24 protein-coding genes and 1 pseudogene are annotated in these 18,727 nt (G+C 38.5%); 5 read left to right on the top strand and 20 right to left on the bottom strand.

Annotated features, from left to right (window positions below; translation table 11 throughout):
• Positions 1-326 precede the first annotated feature (326 nt).
• From NBH15_RS12885 to NBH15_RS12865, 5 genes and pseudogenes are all read left to right on the top strand, one after another.
• Positions 327-2,144: a reverse transcriptase domain-containing protein gene (locus NBH15_RS12885; protein ID WP_250822799.1), complete on the top strand. Its 1,818-nt coding sequence runs from the start codon at positions 327-329 to the stop codon at positions 2,142-2,144.
• Between the two features lie 107 nt (positions 2,145-2,251).
• Positions 2,252-3,112 (top strand): annotated as a pseudogene (locus NBH15_RS12880) (TraM recognition domain-containing protein); the annotation flags it as partial.
• 154 nt (positions 3,113-3,266) lie between these two features.
• Positions 3,267-3,548, top strand: coding sequence for an Imm17 family immunity protein (locus tag NBH15_RS12875; RefSeq protein WP_004295465.1), 282 nt, complete (start codon positions 3,267-3,269; stop codon positions 3,546-3,548).
• Positions 3,549-3,552: 4 nt separating this feature from the next.
• Positions 3,553-3,948 carry a hypothetical protein gene (locus NBH15_RS12870; RefSeq protein ID WP_004295258.1) on the top strand — a complete coding sequence of 132 codons (396 nt, stop codon included), beginning with the start codon at positions 3,553-3,555 and terminating at the stop codon, positions 3,946-3,948.
• Positions 3,945-4,331: a hypothetical protein gene (locus tag NBH15_RS12865; protein WP_004319173.1), complete on the top strand. Its 387-nt coding sequence runs from the start codon at positions 3,945-3,947 to the stop codon at positions 4,329-4,331. The genes NBH15_RS12870 and NBH15_RS12865 overlap by 4 nt, the downstream gene beginning before the upstream one ends.
• 28 nt (positions 4,332-4,359) lie before the next feature.
• Here the strand turns inward: NBH15_RS12865 and NBH15_RS12860 are convergent, their stop codons facing one another.
• The 20 genes from NBH15_RS12860 to NBH15_RS12765 all read right to left on the bottom strand — a co-directional run bounded on the left by NBH15_RS12860 (position 4,360) and on the right by NBH15_RS12765 (position 18,687).
• Positions 4,360-4,950, bottom strand: coding sequence for a DUF4948 family protein (locus NBH15_RS12860; protein WP_250822797.1), 591 nt, complete (start codon positions 4,948-4,950; stop codon positions 4,360-4,362).
• Positions 4,951-4,968: 18 nt separating this feature from the next.
• Positions 4,969-5,640: a leucine-rich repeat domain-containing protein gene (locus NBH15_RS12855; protein WP_117899965.1), complete on the bottom strand. Its 672-nt coding sequence runs from the start codon at positions 5,638-5,640 to the stop codon at positions 4,969-4,971.
• A gap of 145 nt (positions 5,641-5,785) precedes the next feature.
• The gene (locus tag NBH15_RS12850; RefSeq protein ID WP_229128764.1) at positions 5,786-6,073 is read right to left on the bottom strand and encodes a hypothetical protein; all 288 of its coding nucleotides are present in this window, start codon (positions 6,071-6,073) and stop codon (positions 5,786-5,788) included.
• 48 nt (positions 6,074-6,121) lie between these two features.
• Positions 6,122-8,002, bottom strand: coding sequence for a P-loop NTPase fold protein (locus tag NBH15_RS12845; RefSeq protein WP_122332412.1), 1,881 nt, complete (start codon positions 8,000-8,002; stop codon positions 6,122-6,124).
• A gap of 96 nt (positions 8,003-8,098) precedes the next feature.
• Complete coding sequence (locus tag NBH15_RS12840) at positions 8,099-8,647, bottom strand: hypothetical protein (RefSeq protein ID WP_009041193.1); 549 nt, start codon at positions 8,645-8,647, stop codon at positions 8,099-8,101.
• A gap of 73 nt (positions 8,648-8,720) precedes the next feature.
• Positions 8,721-9,725: a hypothetical protein gene (locus NBH15_RS12835; RefSeq protein WP_117971482.1), complete on the bottom strand. Its 1,005-nt coding sequence runs from the start codon at positions 9,723-9,725 to the stop codon at positions 8,721-8,723.
• Complete coding sequence (locus tag NBH15_RS12830; protein WP_117971479.1) at positions 9,722-10,135, bottom strand: SMI1/KNR4 family protein; 414 nt, start codon at positions 10,133-10,135, stop codon at positions 9,722-9,724. Before NBH15_RS12830 ends, NBH15_RS12835 begins: the two co-directional genes overlap by 4 nt.
• 90 nt (positions 10,136-10,225) lie before the next feature.
• On the bottom strand, positions 10,226-10,531 hold the full coding sequence (locus NBH15_RS12825) for a hypothetical protein (protein WP_250822796.1): 306 nt from the start codon (positions 10,529-10,531) through the stop codon (positions 10,226-10,228).
• A 5-nt stretch (positions 10,532-10,536) separates the two neighbouring features.
• The gene (locus NBH15_RS12820; RefSeq protein WP_250822795.1) at positions 10,537-10,836 is read right to left on the bottom strand and encodes a hypothetical protein; all 300 of its coding nucleotides are present in this window, start codon (positions 10,834-10,836) and stop codon (positions 10,537-10,539) included.
• Between the two features lie 54 nt (positions 10,837-10,890).
• Positions 10,891-11,517, bottom strand: coding sequence for an SMI1/KNR4 family protein (locus NBH15_RS12815; RefSeq protein ID WP_122332407.1), 627 nt, complete (start codon positions 11,515-11,517; stop codon positions 10,891-10,893).
• A gap of 64 nt (positions 11,518-11,581) precedes the next feature.
• Positions 11,582-12,664 (bottom strand): leucine-rich repeat domain-containing protein, encoded by a 1,083-nt coding sequence (locus NBH15_RS12810; protein ID WP_115649216.1) that lies wholly within the window; start codon positions 12,662-12,664, stop codon positions 11,582-11,584.
• Between the two features lie 41 nt (positions 12,665-12,705).
• Entirely contained in the window at positions 12,706-13,218 is a 513-nt protein-coding gene (locus NBH15_RS12805) for an ankyrin repeat domain-containing protein (protein ID WP_007558978.1), read from the bottom strand.
• Between the two features lie 49 nt (positions 13,219-13,267).
• Entirely contained in the window at positions 13,268-13,618 is a 351-nt protein-coding gene (locus NBH15_RS12800; protein WP_048317449.1) for a hypothetical protein, read from the bottom strand.
• 92 nt (positions 13,619-13,710) lie between these two features.
• On the bottom strand, positions 13,711-14,232 hold the full coding sequence (locus NBH15_RS12795) for a hypothetical protein (protein ID WP_048317453.1): 522 nt from the start codon (positions 14,230-14,232) through the stop codon (positions 13,711-13,713).
• Positions 14,233-14,303: 71 nt separating this feature from the next.
• Complete coding sequence (locus NBH15_RS12790) at positions 14,304-14,972, bottom strand: hypothetical protein (RefSeq protein ID WP_151248421.1); 669 nt, start codon at positions 14,970-14,972, stop codon at positions 14,304-14,306.
• Positions 14,973-15,019: 47 nt separating this feature from the next.
• Positions 15,020-15,499, bottom strand: a complete 480-nt coding sequence (locus tag NBH15_RS12785; RefSeq protein ID WP_122331681.1) for a hypothetical protein — start codon at positions 15,497-15,499, stop codon at positions 15,020-15,022.
• Positions 15,500-15,539: 40 nt separating this feature from the next.
• The gene (locus NBH15_RS12780; RefSeq protein WP_048317449.1) at positions 15,540-15,890 is read right to left on the bottom strand and encodes a hypothetical protein; all 351 of its coding nucleotides are present in this window, start codon (positions 15,888-15,890) and stop codon (positions 15,540-15,542) included.
• 44 nt (positions 15,891-15,934) lie between these two features.
• A complete protein-coding gene (locus tag NBH15_RS12775; protein ID WP_117508533.1) occupies positions 15,935-16,486 on the bottom strand; it encodes an ankyrin repeat domain-containing protein in 552 nt (183 codons plus the stop codon).
• Between the two features lie 79 nt (positions 16,487-16,565).
• Positions 16,566-17,189: a hypothetical protein gene (locus NBH15_RS12770; protein ID WP_009132149.1), complete on the bottom strand. Its 624-nt coding sequence runs from the start codon at positions 17,187-17,189 to the stop codon at positions 16,566-16,568.
• Between the two features lie 277 nt (positions 17,190-17,466).
• Positions 17,467-18,687 carry an IS91 family transposase gene (locus NBH15_RS12765; protein ID WP_008620106.1) on the bottom strand — a complete coding sequence of 407 codons (1,221 nt, stop codon included), beginning with the start codon at positions 18,685-18,687 and terminating at the stop codon, positions 17,467-17,469.
• Positions 18,688-18,727 lie beyond the last annotated feature (40 nt).

Genomic DNA, 18,727 nt, shown 5'->3' with positions numbered 1-18,727 from the left:
TTGAACGATAGTCCGAGCGGCTCGATGGTTAAGCCTTAACGGAAGACAGTTACAGACGTTATGCTGTGGCACCCAACTTCTCCTTGCAGGTCGATTGGGCAAAAGAACTTGTCACAGAGCAACTACATAAATAGTAAAGGACGAAAGTCGTATCCGACAATCTATCAAGCCAAATAGTTATTATATGTCTAAATGGGGATTGCCTAAGTGGGGCAACCCATATGGCAACAGAGCTTCCGTAGTAGTCCGAGCAAGGGAAAACCTTGTACATGGCGAAGGGAAGCAGCCATTATCGTTTAATGTTAATTTTGGAAAATGTGAGAGACATGAAAAGAAATCCAGAAAAAATATTAAACAGTCTAACACAACATAGTTCCGACTTGGAATACAAGTTCGAACGTTTGTATCGGATACTGTTTAATGAAGAGATGTACTACATAGCCTACCAACGCATATATGCCAAACAAGGCAATATGACAAAGGGAGTTGACGGAAAAACCGTTGACGGCTTCAGTATATCCCATATTGAGCAGTTGATTGATACGCTCAAAAACGAGACGTATCAGCCTAAACCCTCACAGCGAGTTTACATTCCGAAGAAAAACGGAAAGATGAGACCGCTGGGTATTCCGTCATTTATGGATAAACTTCTGCAAGAGGTTATCAGAATGATTTTGGAAGCTGTCTACGAGGGCAGTTTTGAAAACACTTCACATGGTTTCAGACCGCAACGAAGTCCTCAAACTGCACTTTCAAGCATTCAAAAGTCGTTCAATGGCACAAAGTGGTTTATCGAGGGAGACATTAAAGGATTCTTCGATAACATAGACCATGAAGTATTGATAGCCATTCTTTCAGAAAGGATTTCCGATAACAGGTTTATCAGACTTATCAGAAAATTCCTGAATGCGGGATATGTTGAAGATTGGGTATTCCACAAATCATACAGTGGTACTCCGCAAGGTGGTATTATAAGCCCTATATTGGCGAACATATACCTTGACAAATTCGATAAGTATATCAAGGAGTATATCACAAAATTCAACAAGGGGAAAAGACGCAAGGATAATCCGATTGCAAAACAACTCGGACATCGTAAAGCCAAGTTAGTTGAAAAACTACGAAACACTGTTGATGAAACGAAACGTAAACAATTGTTTGCAAGAATTAGAGAAACAGTCAAAGAACGACTGAAATATCCTGCCGGTGATGAAATGGATGACAGTATCAAACGACTGAAATACATAAGATATGCAGATGATTTTCTAATTGGAGTAATCGGTAGCAAGCAAGATTGTATCCAAATCAAAGAGGACATAAAGCAATTTATGGCTGATAAATTGAAACTGGAACTATCTGACGAGAAAACTCTGATTACCAATGCAAGAAAACACGCTAAATTTCTTGGTTATGATGTCTTTGTACGAAAATCCAATGATACACGCAGAGATAAGAACGGTCATTTGACAAGGCCGTTAGACCACAAGATAGTACTATATGTGACTACCGAAATAATGCGAAAGAAACTTCTTGAATATGATGCTGTTAAAATTACCGAGCAGAACGGGAAAGAAGTTTGGAAGCCAAAAGGTCGTTCATATATGAGATGTCTTGATGATTTGGAGATTATAAGTCAATATAACTCTGAAATCATGGGGTTCTACAACTATTACTCGATAGCAAACAACAGCCCCGTTATTGACTCTTTCTACAACATTATGGAGTATAGTATGTACAAGACATACGCCGCAAAATACACTACTTCCAAAAAGAAGATTATTGCGAAGTACAAGAAAAACGGTGTATTCTCCATACCATACACAAACAAGAAAGGGTATGAGGTCAGACATGAGTTTTATGACAAAGGTTTCAAACGCAAGGAATTACCGAACCGTACTTTGGATGACAGATTACCTAACACAGTCGCTATAACGGGTGGCAGAAATGGATTAATTACAAGACTAAATGCACGTGTATGTGAAAACTGCGGTGCAACCGATAATCTTGAAATGCACCATGTTCGCAAACTCAAAGACTTGAAAGGTAAAAGTGATTGGGAAATAAAAATGATTTCTCGTAACCGTAAAACATTAGCAGTATGTTCAGTATGTCATCACAAAATACATTCGGGAAAGTTAGACTGAATGATAAGGTGGAGAGCCGTGTACGGGGAGACCTGTATGCACGGTTCGGAGGCGAGTGCTTGGAAACCTACCATTGTAACAAATGGCAAGGCGCTGGGTGCTTAGCCTATGGCCAGATAGCATCGGCCAAAATTCCGCTTTCCCGCATGATTTCGCCCCAGCTATATTGGGTCATGTCGGGCGACGATTTCACGCTCGACATCAACAACCCGGACGATCCCAAGATACTCTGCGTGGGGAACAATCCCGACAGGCAAAACATTTACGGAGCGGCTTTGGGATTGTATAATTCCCGGATTGTCAAGCTCATAAATAAGAAAGGCCAGCTCAAATCGGGCATCATCATCGACGAGTTGCCGACAATCTACTTCAAGGGACTCGACAACCTGATCGCCACGGCCAGAAGCAACAAGGTCGCCGTGCTGCTGTGCTTCCAGGATTTTTCACAGTTGAAGAGGGACTACGGGGACAAGGAGGCCGCCGTCGTGATGAACACGGTGGGCAACATCTTCTCCGGGCAGGTCGTAGGTGAAACGGCCAAGACACTCTCGGAACGGTTCGGTAAGGTATTGCAGAAGCGGCAGAGCATGACGTTGAGCCGCAGCGACAAATCGACATCCATATCCACGCAGCTGGACAGCCTGATCCCGGCCTCGAAGATCTCGACGCTCACGCAGGGAATGTTCGTCGGGGCCGTGGCGGACAATTTCGACGAACGTATCGAGCAGAAGATTTTCCACTGCGAGATTGTCGTGGACAACGAAAAAGTGAAAGCGGAAACGGCCCGGTACAAGAAGATACCACAAATTACCGATTTCACGGACGAGAACGGGACGGATCACATGAAACAGGTCGTGCAGGAAAACTACGAACGTATCAAGGCAGAGGCCGGCCGCATCGTCGCCGAGGAACTGGAACGTATCAAGAACGACCCGGTGCTTTGCAAGCTCCTGCCGGAACAGAACTAAATGAACACAAACACCCCCGCAAACAACCTCCGTGACCTTAACCGGGGCTGTTTCCTGGTTTTATAACCGTACAGCCGGTGTTTTGGAGCATAAAGTAGTGATTATGTGAACGGAAAACATTATTTTTGTGTTCGGAATCCTTTTAATTATAAGTATGACAGTTACCGATATATACGAAGCAATGAACAGCAAGGCGGAAGCGTTTTTCGAGTGGTTGCAGGCTCACCCGAAATACGGGTTGCTGTTTGGTGTCGGGTTGCTTGCCCTATGGCTTGCAGGGTTGCTGTTCCGTTGGAAATGGGCGTGTCATTGGCAGTTTAACAGCAAACTGTGGTTATTTGACGATTGCAAGCCTGAAACACGCCGCAGGGTTCAGATTGTGTTGGTCAGCGTTCTGATTATACTTATATTGGTTGGTTTCTTTGTATGGAGATAACGGTATGGAAAAGGACAATCGCAAATACCGGATCTGCTTCATCGACTATATGTGGTATGTAGCCGAGATATGGCACGAAAGGGAGCGTACCAATCTCAACGGACGTATGCTACTGTTTTGGTGCTGGCTCTTCGTCCTACTCATACCGCTTGGGTTTCCGCCGATATTGCGCCTTTTCGGCTGGATGATTGGTTTGGCCATAGTGATTCCTCTCTGCTTTCTTCCCGATTTATTCTGCAAGCTACGCTATACAGCCGGACGGCGTGAAGCGCTCCGTGAACATTACGGGAAGATGAAACATCCCGGCAGGAAGCTCGCCAAAATAGTTCTTATCGCTATCGCCCTGATCGTGGCAAATGTAGCGCTGATGTTCCACCTCGGATTTATACATTGGGCATGATGAAACGGCAGGAGAATAAGCAACGGTTTTATCTCTGGGATTACCTCTGGTGGATGGGGGAGAAATGGAAGCAGGCAAGACGAACAGGCAGGGTCGATGGCGAAATGATGCTCTCGATTTATATCTTCGCTCTTTTGATATTCCCTATGATGACTGTTACTATCCGGCTTTTTCCAGGTGTGTCGGCATTGTTGCCATGTGTCGTTTTTAGCATTGTCACATTTGCCGTTATGTCGCTCGTCAGCAGGATTTACAAATGGCGAGGCAAAGCAGTGATGTCTCACTATGCCAAGTGCAGGTTTAACGAACTCCTTGCGGTTCTGTTATTTTTCCTTGCGATGGCCATTATCTGCTTTATGATGTATCTTCTTGACAAAAAGTGATACATACTTTGATACGGACTCCGGGCCGTTATATCGAATGGTCTAACTCGATGTACCAGTTTCCCTTGATGGGCTTGTAAAGCGTGGTGTCGTTGTACGTCCTGCGGTAGATCTCGTTCAGGTCGCCATGTTCGGTGATACGGATATTCCGACGGCTTCTCAATCCGGGATCGTAAACGAAACTCTTGGACGTTCCGGCATCCACGATGCCGTGGGAGTAGTACGGCATAACGAGGCTCACATATACCGAATCTGCCGTTCCCCATTCCCTGCGATCAACAAGGATAAAACCGCATCCAATCTCTGATAACAGGGAGTCGAGTAGGATTCGCTCCGGCTTCAACAGTCCATATACCGGGATGTCTTGTTCATCATTCGTTTCATGGGATGTATCGCTTTGCTCCATTGAATCAAGTATAATAACCTCTTCCGGAGAAAGCGGCGGGTAGTGAAAACTACCTTCTGAACTCTCTGCCATGATTTCGTACACCTTACGGAACGCCGCCTCGTGCGTGGCGAAGTGGCGTATCATTTCCTCGTCGCTCGGCGGCATGGGCGGCTCTCCGCAACTTGCGGCAAACAGGCTTGCTAAAAGCAGGATTGTGATGGGTATTTTCATTTTTGCTCCCAATGTTTTTCAAATTACTGATATATATCTGACAGCAATGCCTTTGAGTTCTTCTACACTGACTTTTCGGCATGCTTCTAAATTCAATCTCTCTAAATTATACAAACTTGCGATTGTTGGTTTTAGGTTTGTGAGAGCCGTACACCTTTGTAGAAAAAGAGTTTTTAGATTGACACACTTTTCCAAACCTTCGATCGAAGTAAATGAACCTCCGATAATACGCAAATACTGTAAACTAATGGTCTTTTCTAAAAATGAAAGGTTGTCTGTCCTAACTTTGCTTAGCTGAAGCCAATTTAATTGATGCAGCATTTCCCAACCACTGATTTTTGCATCATAACTGATATTGACTTTCTCTAATACTGGAAAAAGAGATAAATCCAAGTCAAAATTATTATCTACTCCCCAACGGAAATCTTTCAGTTTTGAAAGATGATATAATCCAGTAATGTTCGACCTTTTAGAAAGAGAAACGATCCAATGAAATGTTTGTATAAAATCCCGCCCATTTAGAAAATCAAAGTTTACAACTCTTTTTATATCATTCTTTTCAGAGCGGACTAAAACATCTTTGATATTATGTCTTTGGGCATAATCAAGACCTTCTTCTAAAGAATCAAAATCTATCGTTATGCCTTTAAAATAAGAAAACTCACTATAATCTACTTTGTATTTTTCCATAAATGCAATTCTTTTCAAAAATAGGTAGTGATTTGCTTTTTCGCTGTAATCTTCGCTTCAAGCCTTGATATGCAGCTATTTTTTCCGTTCAATTACAAATATATATCATAAGGACGAAACTTCGGAATATTCGGTCTTCCTTTTTTCAAGGTATGCTTAAAAGCAGTTTTTGCGGATGGTTGTTTGGGCGTTCCCCTTCGGGTCGGGCTTTCCGTTGCAAGTCCTCGCTATGCTGTGGGCTTTCCCCTGCAATCCCTAACGTGGGTGAAAGGGTTTTCACTTTCTTGCGCTTGCACCTTGGCGCACGGGCTGTCCCGTCCCGGCGTCCGTTTCCGACCATTCCGGCAGGCTGCATGGCCGAAGCCGGACATCGGGGCGGAAGGACAAACGGAACACGTCCGTCCGTGCCGTCACACGGAATGAAATTCATCATCGGCATATCCCTTGTCAGACCATCGCTTTCGAGGATGAACGGGAATAGCTATTTCACTTTTGCGGTAATTTCATCTATCAGGTCTGTAATTTTCCCAATGGAATACTTTTCTATCAATCTTCTGTTTGCCGCTTCTGTCTTTAATTTCTCATTGATTAATTTTAGTTGGGGCAGATCCGATTGGCAGCATTCGTTCAAGTATTCTATTTCAGTGCCATAGGAGGTATATTTATAACGAGACTGCAAAAAATGCAGAAAGGTGTTGCGTGATTCGTTAGACAATCCCAAAATACTTTTTGAAACCTTGTCCGCATCAGCCTCTTGGAATATTGAAGTATCCCTATAAAGACGCTGTTTGACCGGGATTGCATCATTCAATGCCAGATTCAGGCGTTCGCAAGTTTCATCCGTCAGATTTTCCAGCATGGCAGACACTTTATTAGGACATTTCTCAAATCTTTGCTCGAATAGTTTTTGAAAATACGCAACCAGTACATTCAAAATTCGATCTGAACCAATATTAGAATGATTCCTTCTTGTACCCGCATGTACCTTTGAGCTACAATTCAACAAACCCTCCATGTCGTTGATACCTTCCATCAGCCTGTCTATGGAGTGCTTGCCTTGGGCAATGATGTCTTCCTCGGATACGTGAACAAGGTTGTCGCTATATAAAACCGATAGTATAGATATAATGACAAACAATTCTTTTAGATCAACGCTTTTATCCGCAAAGTAATACCGTACCGTTTCCTCGTAATGTTTCTCGTATTCTTCGTTATCCAGTCTCCAATAATCATACAGATAGTCCCAACTATTCAAACTTGCGTCTTCGGCTGCAAAGTATTGCTGCAAATAGGTTGTGTCAAAATACCCGCTTTCCAGATAGCAGACAATTTCATTGACGATAAAATCACTGAAAATATCCAACCGCTTGCCTATCTCTATAAAATGGTATTTGGAAAGGATTTTTTCACGCTCCTCATTTTTCTCTTTATCTGGGAACATATTGTACAGGCTGTTGAACAGGCTCGCAATTTCGGTATTTCCACCCTTATACTCGCAGTAAACGGCGACAAAATTTGCCAATAGTGATGTTATGATAAGTTTGTATTTGGGAGATTCATGATAATGTTCCGGCAAAGCCATGATTATCCTGTGGTAATCGTTCAGACATTGCCGAAGGACTCTTAAATTATCGAATTTAGAGGCGTGGAATATCTTGATGATAAGCTCTTTGTTCTCAGACAAGAGGTTTCTGTTGTTGGCGGATATTTCGCCAATGAAAAAATCGAGTGTCTCCTCTATATTCACTTTAATCTCGAAAGTGCGCCCGATGGTCTTTTCCTTGAAATCCTTGAATTTCAAATTAGATTTTTCGCCCTCTTTTTCGGAAATCTTGTTCTCATCGCCAATGATGATGACCTTGCATTTACAATGTTCCGAAAAGTAATTGATGTATCCCAACAAGGTTTCCAGTTTTATATCACATCTTTCAAGGTCGTCAAAAATCAGAATCTTGTTTCCTTTTATTTCTGAATTTTCTTCTTTCAACAACAAAATGGAGTCCAAGTCACAGGTTACACTTCCTTCATCCTTGCCGTCACCGTCGATGTCATATTTCAAAGCGATTTTCGAGGCGGCTTTTAATATATTCTTGGCAAGTTTCATTCCCTTGCTGTACAGCCACGGGGATATTTCCTTGTTGATTTGTTCTGTGATTTGCTGGGTAGTGGTCAAACCGTATAAAGAGACATAAATAGGCTGCCATTTTAACTTGTCCGCATCTCTGTTGCTTTTCAGTTGCTCCATCCATTGGCGGATGAAAAACGTTTTGCCGCATCCCCAAGCACCTCGCAACATGATGGCATATTGCGGATCGGGTATTTCCGCATATTCATTTAAAAAGGTGAGTATGTTTCTATTCATAACCATATTCATTAGAGGTTTCAAAGTTACGGAAAAGAGTCGTAATGTTCGGCAACCTTCCGCTTATTCAGTCGGTTTGCTGTTTGTTATAATCAATCATATCACCGAAAAATCATTAATAGGCTTATAAGAGTATTTCACCCTAAAGCCTTCATCATCCCAGTTTCGGGCGGCGATAATCGCATGTGTCAAATCCAGCCGATATGTTTTAAGGCATGATTTGATTGCGGATACAGCCCGTTCTTCCTCCACGACTATACAATAAATATTCAATTTGCCGTTATCTATTGCAAAACTTTCGACTACACCTATACCTCGCCAGCCCAAATGTTCTTTTAGATACTCTGAAACTTTGTCTTTTAACCATTTATCCCGTTTGTTCCCATCCTTGCTTTTCAATAGATATTGAACTACTATCGTACATAATTGATTTTCGGACAACTTTGTATATCCTTCACTCGCACATACATTACTAAAATCCTGTAAACGTATAGCTGCTTCTTTCTCTGTCATACTTGTTTTCGCAATAGTTCCAACATATCCAACTTTTCCAGAATGCTCAATTAGAACCTTATCGGCATTTTCATACCACATTTCCTTGTAGTATAGACCTTTTGTTTCAATTTGTTTATATAGCGTTATCATGATATGATTGGTTATAATGTTTTGCAGCGTTCCGCTTTAAATGTTTCATCTGTTTGTCAGCAATCTTGTTTTTTTACCATATACCAACTTCACAAATACCCTTGAATCTATCTAATACCATTCCGTTTTTTTTATCACTTCCCAAATTTACACTTATATGCTTGAGGTTAGGAAGATTTTCAGGAATTATATTATCCAATACATCAAAAGGCAATTGCAAGAGTAAGTTTTTTAAATTCTCGTGATATAAAGGAAAACTTTGTAACCGTTTCATATTGGCAAGAGACATACCGGTTAAAGAATGAAGGCTGCTTAAATCCGGCATTTCTTCAACATTGCTAAGTCCCTCTAAACCAATAGATCTTAGTTCTTTCAAGTCCAATAAAAAATTAAGATTCAATATTTTCGGAGAACGGTATATATCTATGCTTCTTAAATTTGGTGCCTTAATACCTAAATGTGTCCCATCCTTTAAATTAAAACAAGTTAATGTTTCCAAGTTTGGTAAGCAGGACAACATGTTCGAATCTAACCCTTTTATTTTTAATCGTTTCAGTCTGTTCAGCTTGTTCAATGTAGGATATTGATATTTCGTTATAGGATAAAAACTCATACAGAGTTCTTCCAGTTTCTCCAATGAAACAAGTTCGTCAATACAGAGTTTATTATCATATAGTGCATCAATAACTATACTCCTCAAATTTCTGAATATTGAAATTCCTTCAATTGTTTTCAGAATATTCTCGGTGTAATTATACGATTCAACTCCTATTATATTGTCACTTATACATTCAAAATAGGAGAAAGCAATCAGATTGTTGTTATTTGAACGCATTACCAATGTTACTTCTGTCGTTTCATTGATTATAGCTTCTTTTAGAAGTTTCAATTTCTCTATGTCAGGTTGTTCTTCTATCAACAATCGCAACTTATTATCTTCATTCTTTAATCCGATAATCTGTTCTTCTGTATATTGATTTAATTTTTCAATGAACATATAATTTGTATTTACAGGGTTGCTAATGTCTGGTGGATAATCATCATTAAATGAGATTGATCCGCTTGTTATCCGTCTCATTCCTTTTTTAATGATGAAATAAACGATTCAAAATCACTCGCCAATAAGGAAAGAGCTACTTCTTCCATTTCCAAGAAATAGATTTTACCTTCAGTTTTGTCAAAAACGAAATAATTGCCGAATGGATCTATAGCAAATGGTATTACAGTATTCGGGATTATATCACTCAAATCAGTTATTGTTGCCGAATACGTCAAGTCTTCAAATTCTGTGGACTTTATGGGCAGAAAGAAATCCACCACATAATCCTGACTATTTTGAGTGTATATCGTTTTATTTGGTTGACCTCCGTTATTGGCAAGAAGGAACGATTTGATTTCCTGCGGGAAAATAAATTTGTTTTTCCGCTCAACATCAGCTATATCCTTAGCTGTAATTGATTCTGATTTATTGTTAAATTCAAGTTCCATTTTATTTTTTATTTTGACGGATAATGTTTGGTGGATAACCGACCATTTCGAGAGCAATTAATCCGCTTTTATCTGCCCATTCTATTCTTCTCATTGTTCAAAATGGATATTATTCTCTGCGACATATTTCTTAATCGGCTCAACTATATCGGTAACGTAGTTTGTGCACTTAAAAAATTCTCTAAATATCCAACCTCCTTCACTTGCTTTGGCTAATGGAACCAAAGTTTCTTCAATGAACTCTTCATGGTTGCACAAGAGAGAACAGATTACTCCTAAGCTAAACTGTTTATCTGCATATATATGTTGAATATGACCCGAATTTGAGTAAAAATCTATAATTTTTGTATATTGTTTGACAAAAGGTATGATATACGGAAAAAAATCCTTTTTCAAATCGTTTAAGAATCTCTCAACGTTAGGAGTCTTGTCACTCTTATTCCCGAAAAAATAATCCATAATGGTTCTAATACAAGACTACATAAATATGGATTCTTTATTTTAGCTGATACACCCATACAAAAAGTGTTTTTACCGGCATATCCACCTTGGGTTGTTTGAAAGTAAAACTCAATACTACAATCGTTTTCCACTATGTAAGTAAAGTAGTCTTTATTCTTTTTTGCTTTGACCACATTTACAGGAAGCATCTCTTGTATTCTTGTAAACATGTATTTTAGGACTTCCGCTTTAGTTTCCATATCACTTTTTTTAGTTCATATTATTGGGCAGATAATGTCCGACAGCGTTCCGCTTTAAGCGGTAGTGCTGTGTGTTAGTGATTCATTTATGTTCTCAATTTCCATATCAAGAAAGGTTACATACCATTCTATAAATGATATTCTTTGCCCATCTTTCAATTTCGGTACAAGTCCACTATAATCAGCTCGTCCATCAAACCAAATATGTCCTTTTTCATTTCCATTCACCACCAATAGAAATGTACATCCATGTCCGAAATGACTTATTTGCAGACAGCCTGCAATATGTGCGGTACTAATATACGCATTGACAATTTCCGTTTCCGGGTATCCCTCGTTCCAATTAAAGGAGGTTATCCATTCTTCATTCCAACTATCTTGATATGGGAATTTTTCATTCAAGGAAATATTAGGTTTGTCTCTTAATTTGAAATCAACAATAGCTTTATCAAGAGGCAATAATCCATATCCCGGTCCGAAACCTCCATTTCCTATTTCAGAAATAAAAGTTCTGTAATCATCAGGAAGAGTTATACAATGTTTATGCTCAAACTCCTTAATATCTTCTTCAGATAGACAAGGATTATAAGATACCTCTTGTTCCTTTACTCCAAAAGATGCAAATTCTTTATGGCGTCTTATGAAAGCCAATTTTTCTAATATTTCCTTTTTTTGATTCATAATCACTAATGTCCGGTGGATAATCAATTTTCCGGAGAGATTTATCCGCTTGTTACCCACGTATTTATTCTTTATTTTTTCGATTTATATGTATATCGCTTATTTCTGCTTTTCCTCCAAAACAGAGTAATTCTTCCACATTCAGATTATCCAACACTGCATATACAGATTCTTTTGTCATACTTTTAACGCTTAACATCTTTACTTTTCTCAATTTTGGAGCATTTACAAGGCTTGTAATATCAACCAACTTATTTAACGTATCAATACAGACTTCAGCTAAGTTGTTTAGATTGGCTAAGTTGGGTATCTTAGTAATATTAGCTAACCAAATCAATTCGAGTTTTTCAAGTCCTGTGAGTGTACTGACGAATGAAATATCATCCAATTTGGATATTCTAAAAAGTTTCAGTTGGCGCAAAGTTCTAAAATCACTCAAAACAGTCAAGTCTATTTTTGAACTGTCACACCACAGAATAGACAAGTCCTTGATAAGCATTTGTTTTAAGAAAGACAAATCCTTATTTTTGACAGCTCTTAATTCTAACTTTCTCAACTGACTTAAACCTACGATAGCTTCAAGATTCTTATCTAATTTCCCAAGGAATAAGGATTGGAGATTTTTCAAGCGCAAAAGCCATTGGCAATCAAACACAGGCTTTCCACTCTTCAAATCCGCATCTATATGTAAATGTTCCAACTGGCTTGGCAAAGTATTGACAAAAGAAAAACCCCTTAAATCATAAATATCTAATGTCAATGATTTTAGATTTGACAAACTTGAAAGAATAGATAAGCCAGTATTCTTATATTCAAAATCGCCTATTACGATATTTTGTACATCAGGAACAAATCGCAGGAAATCCAGATTCCAACCATTGAAATCATCTCCATATCCAAATTTTTTGTCAGCCCCTCCATATACACGAAAAGAAATATCAGGACGTAATATAAATAAGCGATTCAATTTTTCGAGAACAGTATTAGGAATATAATCGCTTATTTGAACTCTCTTGATAAGTTTTTCCTCGCTTATTTGATGAATTATGGATTCAGTTACATCTTCAGCCATGTAACCATCTTCGGGATGTCTTGGAATTCTTCCAAAACTGCGAGGAGTAAATATTTCAATTTGTGTTCTAAACATATCTTTACTACGTGGGTAATGTCCGGCAGCGTGCCACTTGTTCAGTCGGTTTGCTGTTTGTTATCGTTGTTAAAGAATCTTCTTACATCATAATTTGCGATAGTTCTTGCCAATGATTTAGGAGATACTCCATTGTTGTTCTCTATATCGGGATTAGCTCCATTTTTCAAAAGGTGTTCGATAAAAAAGCCATCTCCCTTGTATTGCATAACAGCTTCCCATAAAGGAGTATTACCATTTGCATTTTGCATATCTATATCTGCATTATGATTCAGGAGTAATTCAAAAATACCTTTCAACTGATATTGAACAGAAAGATATAATGCAGTGCGTCCGTCTTTCCTTTTTTCATTTATATCCAACCCTTTTTTTACAAATTCGGGTATAATTACACCTGCGGGATGTACGATACTCTTGTAATTCATTATATAGTAATGAAGTAGATTACTCCCATATTTATCTTTACTATTTATGTCATAATCTATTAGAGCTTGTATAAACCTGTTTGAGTCATCACTCAATAATTCAAGTTTCATATCTTCTATTGTTCTCATTTCTTTGATTCTAATGTAAACAACGATAATGTATTTCAGCTAACTGCATTTAGCTGTTAAGTTGATTGTTACCAACATTTATTTTTTCAATTCTCCCAATAAGCATATATTGGCTATGTGATATTAAATATTCTTCATTTTTTTCTTCGTATTTATTTTCTAAACACAAAGCACCACCGACAATAACATCAACATTCGTTTCTAAATCAAAATATTCTTTTTCATATCTGGGTTTCAAAATTAGAATACAACTTTTTTGTCCATTAAAATCTAAAAAACTATCAGATTTGAAAAGAAGAAATGTAGGAGAAAGTTGCTTTATTACTATACCATGAAGAATATTACTACCATTATGATTGAAACCCCACGGTTCATCTACTGTTAGTTTGTACTTGACCATATTTATTAATTTTCTTTAGTTGGTAATGTTCGGCAGCTAATCGCCATTTTGGGCGATTAAGGTGTATGTTAGCATCACTTCTAATAAAAGAATCACATATCAGCTAATTTCCACTTTACTTCAGAAGCTGATACATCATCATCAATATATGCTTGCAAATAAGCAGCTAAATCTTTATATCGACTTTCACCGTTGCAATCATATACCCATAATTCCGGTTCTTCTGTACCGTCAAACCATATTAGGCAAATCATTTCATAGCCATTATCGCTTGCTGCAAAAATGGAAATTCTGTTTGGCGCAAATAGTCCAGTAGCATGGTCTTCCCAATAATCCTTTGAAGCTTTTATGTCGCGAACAATTCCTATCAACCGTTCATCCTTTTCATCTTCATTCCATGGACTTTCCATTTCTTTTGTATCAAGCCAATCTCCATGTGTCGCATTAATCCATTTACCAAATGCCCCATACCTGATTTTCAACATAGGAGAGACATTTCTATAAACTCCTTTTTCAAGGGTAGGCACTCCCTTATGAAAGTCGATAGCTTGGCTTATTTGAACCTTACCTTCTAAATCAATGACTTCATCAAGCAATTCTTTTATTGTTTTCATTCTTTTTTATTTGATGCTAATGTTCGGCGGATAATCGACTGTTAGGGAGATTAATCCGCTTGTTATGCGCTTTATTTAATAATACAATTATTTACTTTTATAAAATGACTTCCTTCAATATCTTTTAGTGCGGTAGGACTTATTTTCACCTTAGTTCTATACACATTTTCACCTATTGTAATCGTCAGATTTCTACATAATTGCTTTATCCTTTCTACTACCACTTGGTACACGTCATTATAATTTTCCAATTCGTTACATAGTATTTCTCTATTTTCCTCTATTGAATATATTTTCTTAGGGTACTCTAATTGAACCCCCATTATATTCTCTGGAAAATTTATGTAACTGAATTTGGTTTGTAACTTATGTTCTTCATCAAGATAGAAGGCAAATAGATTGAACCCGACGCAAGGCTCTATGAAATCCTCTGTTTTATACCATAATCCATCATTTGAATCTTGAAAGGGGGCTTTATACGCACACTTACTTAGATTGTTTGAAAAGCCCGTGAGCAAATTGTCGATTACAATATGCTCGATTTTTTCACCGGACGTTAGTAAACGGTAAAAAGATTCGTAATCCCTTACAAAATTTGCAAAGTTACTTTCTATATAATCCGCAGGTACTCTACGGTTGTATATCACAATGTGAAATCCTCGCAAAATGTCTTTCAATTCTTGCGGTGTAACCAAGAACTTGTAAGTATGCCATCCTTTTGGATAATATTTCATGCTCATATTGTATTAGTTTCTAAGCGGATAATGTTCGGCAGCGTTCCACTTATTCAGTCGGTTTGCTGTTTGTTATTGACCTTCTTTTCTAAATATTCAATTTTCCATTCTCTTGCTTTTTCGTTAGGTACATTGCATAATTCATATATTTCATACCATCCATCTTTACCCATTTCAACAAAACTGCAATCATAACCGGTATAGAGTTCCTTTGCATAATCTTCAGTTGAATTGAAATGTTCAAAAGAAAGAAAATTAAACGTTTCTTTTCGCCACTGATTATGATTGTATTCATCAATAATAAAATTCAATGGCTTATTCCCATAATTCATTTCTACATATTTATCAAGTGATACGAAGTATAACAAGATATGTAGTGAACCATTTATTCTAATGACATCAATACCATTATTGCCTAAATATTGATTATGGACTTTTCTTATACACTTATGCAAGTCATTGATTAAAATATTAGATTCAATCAATAACTCAAAAGTTATATTATTATTTATGTCCTTTATTTTAATAATCATTTTGCTTTTTAGGTCGATAATGTATTTCAGCTAACTGCATTTAGCTGTTAAGTTGATTGTTACCAACATTTATTTTTTCAATTCTCCCAATAAGCATATATTGGCTATGTGATATTAAATATTCTTCATTTTTTTCTTCGTATTTATTTTCTAAACACAAAGCACCACCGACAATAACATCAACATTCGTTTCTAAATCAAAATATTCTTTTTCATATCTGGGTTTCAAAATTAGAATACAACTTTTTTGTCCATTAAAATCTAAAAAACTATCAGATTTGAAAAGAAGAAATGTAGGAGAAAGTTGCTTTATTACTATACCATGAAGAATATTACTACCATTATGATTGAAACCCCACGGTTCATCTACTGTTAGTTTGTACTTGACCATATTTATTAATTTTCTTTAGTTGGTAATGTCCGGCAGCGTTCCGCTTATTCAGTCGGTTTGCTGTTTGTTAACATCCCATTCTCTATTTCAATAATAATTGGTTTCACATTCAACTTGCGTCCTCCTTTAGTTATACTACCCGAAGCGTATTTTTGAAGTAGATCATAAAATGATACGCCATTGTTGTCGCATGAAAATGGGTTTACACCAGCACGTATAAATCTTATCATTAATTCACAATCTTCGGGATGATATTGTAATGCTATCCGAAGTGCATTTCTTCCTTGATTATCCGTTATATTTTTATCAACGCTTGGATTATCAAGTAAAGAAACTATCATTTCTATATTATATGCCCAAATTGCTGCAAATAAAGGGGATGCCCCACTCGCATCTTGATGATTTAAATTTGCGCCTAATTCTATAAGTTTATAAGCAAAATCATTTTTCCCTTCAGCTATGCAATTCATTAAAAAACTCCTGCCATTTCTATCCACGCTATTTAGCCCATACTTTTCAAGGAAAGACAGAATCTTTGAAAAGTCATTCTGAAACAATAGTGGATATAATTGTTTATCATCAAAATAATTAGTCATTTTCTCATGCTTTTAATTGGGATGTTAATGGTTTGCAGCTTGCCGCCGTTAGGCGGAACAGGTGCATGTTATTCGCATATTATTCGGGTCGCCAATATGGATGTAATGCCGTTCCAATATTAAACATTGGAACATTAAACTCATTTATCCATTCAAGGCGAGTCCAAATGCCAGAGTTTTCACCGACCATAAGCATCTTTTCATTACAAAAAACAGCTTCCATTTCATAAGGGCGACGACCAATTTCAAAGTTCATTACAATAAATCTAACTGGAGCTTTATCTTGTAACGGTACAACAACCGAATTGCATTTTAAGGTGGATTTTGCCACTTTACCTAATGTCTTTCTACTATGTCTTACAGCTTCAATAGAGCGTTTGGCATTTCTCGAAATCGCCATAGGTCTATATATCGGACCAAATTCCGGCTCTACATCATTTGGCAAGACATCCATTTTATCTACTAACTTTGTAAGACCGTCAATCATCATTTCTTTTATTTCATTTGAATTAATATTGCAAAATCCCGCCCATGCAACAAGCTGTTTGTCGGTAGGAAAACTCTCGCCGTCCACATCAAACCACACATTAAAATCGCTGCCCAAAGAATTGATATAGATAGGAGATTTGGCTGTATATAGTCCCCAATCATCAATTTGCCAAAGCGAGCAATCAAAGTTTGATATATAGTTTTTTTCTTCCATTTGTTTTTGCGAATAATGTTTAGAGGATAGCCGACCGTTTAGGGCGGTTCATCCTCATGTTCGAGACAATTTTTATTTCCTTTATTACATACTATATAGAACTTCAATTTTTGACTGCTGTTTCCGGCAGAAAGAGGTGTGAAGTTCATGCCCGCACCCCGTTCGTTTCATTACTGCTCTTATCCGTATTTCATTCATTTTTCAGTTCTCCTTTCTTTCTTTTCATGGGATTTCACTGTTCTTGTTCACGGCAGGACATAGCTATCCCATGTTGCTGTCATGCCGCTTTTTTCCGGTGTATGTCGCAATGCTCCAGTATTACCGTGTATGTCATGCCGCCACCCGTTACCGTAGTGTGGCTGTAAACTCTCGTCCGTCCGCAACGCTCGCAGAAATACGGGTTTTCATATCCGCTTTCTGCCTGTTGCAACTCGGCTTCCTCTATCTCGCTTTCATCCTGCCCGAAGTATTCTTCCGGCAGGCTGCCTTTATTGGAATAGAAGCCGTAGTACCTCACGATGCGGAAATAGCGCAGTGGAACGTGTTGCAGCAGCCGGGGGAAGAACTCCCGGTAATGCAGCGTCAGTTCCTTTTCAACCGGGTTCCTCCTGTCGGGTGAGTTTTTGTAATCACGGTAACGGAATGAAATGTTTTCGCCGTCCATTGCCGTAATCTTGTATTCACTCAGGCACGCCCGTTTGGAATATCTGCCCACATATTGTATCACCTGTTCCGGCATCTGTATGGGTGGTTCCAAATGCACTATCCAGTCCTTTTTGTTTGCCACTTTTTTGATGAAGCCCATAAACTCCATGCGGTCACGGAAGTCATGCTCCAGCCTGCCCGCATCGAACAACTCTATCAGGGCGTGTTCAAACTTGTAGCGGAATACCTTACAGATAGAGGGGATATGCACGTAGTCATGTTCGGGGATGACTATCTTACCGTCGTTATCTATGCCGCCCCATGACATAATCATGTGCGTATGTACATGGAGCTGTTTCGTTTCCCCGTAGGTATGTAGTACGGCAATTACCCCGGTTTTCAAGCCGAACTTGTGCATCATCCAGTCTTTCAGCGTTTCAGCCGAAGTACGCATCAGTATATTCAGCATTTCTTTCCTGTTGCGCTTCACCAAGTCCAGCAGGATATGCGGCAAGGTCATCACCACATGGCGGTGTGGCACCCGCAGCATCTTTTCTTTCATGCGTGCCGCCCATTTCAGCGTGTCACGCCAGCCGCATGACGGGCAAAAACGGTGTTTGCAACTATGGCTGATTTCCCGTACTTCCCCACAATCGGGACAAACGTATGTATCTATCCCCAAAGTGGTTGTGCGACATACACGGATAGCGTTCACCGCCTTGTACTGTTCGGGGGTGATGTACTCCGCCGGGTGCTGTGCGTATTCGTCCCACCACCGATTGAAGAAATCGGACAAGCGGTACTTCTTTTCTTTGCAACCGTCTGTATATATGTCGTTTAGCACTTCTTTCATAGCTCGCACACAAATCCTTTTTTACTCCATTTTAATATCT

It is taken from the genome of Parabacteroides caeci, assembly GCF_023656795.1.
Classification (GTDB): Bacteria; Bacteroidota; Bacteroidia; order Bacteroidales; family Tannerellaceae; genus Parabacteroides; species Parabacteroides segnis.
This window is presented reverse-complemented; position numbering and strand designations above follow the sequence as displayed.

Coding starts and splice junctions, on each gene's coding strand:
- NBH15_RS12885 (WP_250822799.1), top strand. CDS start 327: ATGAAAAGAAATCCAGAAAAAATATTAAACAGTCTAACACAACATAGT.
- NBH15_RS12875 (WP_004295465.1), top strand. CDS start 3,267: ATGACAGTTACCGATATATACGAAGCAATGAACAGCAAGGCGGAAGCG.
- NBH15_RS12870 (WP_004295258.1), top strand. CDS start 3,553: ATGGAAAAGGACAATCGCAAATACCGGATCTGCTTCATCGACTATATG.
- NBH15_RS12865 (WP_004319173.1), top strand. CDS start 3,945: ATGATGAAACGGCAGGAGAATAAGCAACGGTTTTATCTCTGGGATTAC.
- NBH15_RS12860 (WP_250822797.1), bottom strand. CDS start 4,950: ATGAAAATACCCATCACAATCCTGCTTTTAGCAAGCCTGTTTGCCGCA.
- NBH15_RS12855 (WP_117899965.1), bottom strand. CDS start 5,640: ATGGAAAAATACAAAGTAGATTATAGTGAGTTTTCTTATTTTAAAGGC.
- NBH15_RS12850 (WP_229128764.1), bottom strand. CDS start 6,073: ATGATGAATTTCATTCCGTGTGACGGCACGGACGGACGTGTTCCGTTT.
- NBH15_RS12845 (WP_122332412.1), bottom strand. CDS start 8,002: ATGAATAGAAACATACTCACCTTTTTAAATGAATATGCGGAAATACCC.
- NBH15_RS12840 (WP_009041193.1), bottom strand. CDS start 8,647: ATGATAACGCTATATAAACAAATTGAAACAAAAGGTCTATACTACAAG.
- NBH15_RS12835 (WP_117971482.1), bottom strand. CDS start 9,725: ATGAGACGGATAACAAGCGGATCAATCTCATTTAATGATGATTATCCA.
- NBH15_RS12830 (WP_117971479.1), bottom strand. CDS start 10,135: ATGGAACTTGAATTTAACAATAAATCAGAATCAATTACAGCTAAGGAT.
- NBH15_RS12820 (WP_250822795.1), bottom strand. CDS start 10,836: ATGGAAACTAAAGCGGAAGTCCTAAAATACATGTTTACAAGAATACAA.
- NBH15_RS12815 (WP_122332407.1), bottom strand. CDS start 11,517: ATGAATCAAAAAAAGGAAATATTAGAAAAATTGGCTTTCATAAGACGC.
- NBH15_RS12810 (WP_115649216.1), bottom strand. CDS start 12,664: ATGTTTAGAACACAAATTGAAATATTTACTCCTCGCAGTTTTGGAAGA.
- NBH15_RS12805 (WP_007558978.1), bottom strand. CDS start 13,218: ATGAGAACAATAGAAGATATGAAACTTGAATTATTGAGTGATGACTCA.
- NBH15_RS12800 (WP_048317449.1), bottom strand. CDS start 13,618: ATGGTCAAGTACAAACTAACAGTAGATGAACCGTGGGGTTTCAATCAT.
- NBH15_RS12795 (WP_048317453.1), bottom strand. CDS start 14,232: ATGAAAACAATAAAAGAATTGCTTGATGAAGTCATTGATTTAGAAGGT.
- NBH15_RS12790 (WP_151248421.1), bottom strand. CDS start 14,972: ATGAGCATGAAATATTATCCAAAAGGATGGCATACTTACAAGTTCTTG.
- NBH15_RS12785 (WP_122331681.1), bottom strand. CDS start 15,499: ATGATTATTAAAATAAAGGACATAAATAATAATATAACTTTTGAGTTA.
- NBH15_RS12780 (WP_048317449.1), bottom strand. CDS start 15,890: ATGGTCAAGTACAAACTAACAGTAGATGAACCGTGGGGTTTCAATCAT.
- NBH15_RS12775 (WP_117508533.1), bottom strand. CDS start 16,486: ATGACTAATTATTTTGATGATAAACAATTATATCCACTATTGTTTCAG.
- NBH15_RS12770 (WP_009132149.1), bottom strand. CDS start 17,189: ATGGAAGAAAAAAACTATATATCAAACTTTGATTGCTCGCTTTGGCAA.
- NBH15_RS12765 (WP_008620106.1), bottom strand. CDS start 18,687: ATGAAAGAAGTGCTAAACGACATATATACAGACGGTTGCAAAGAAAAG.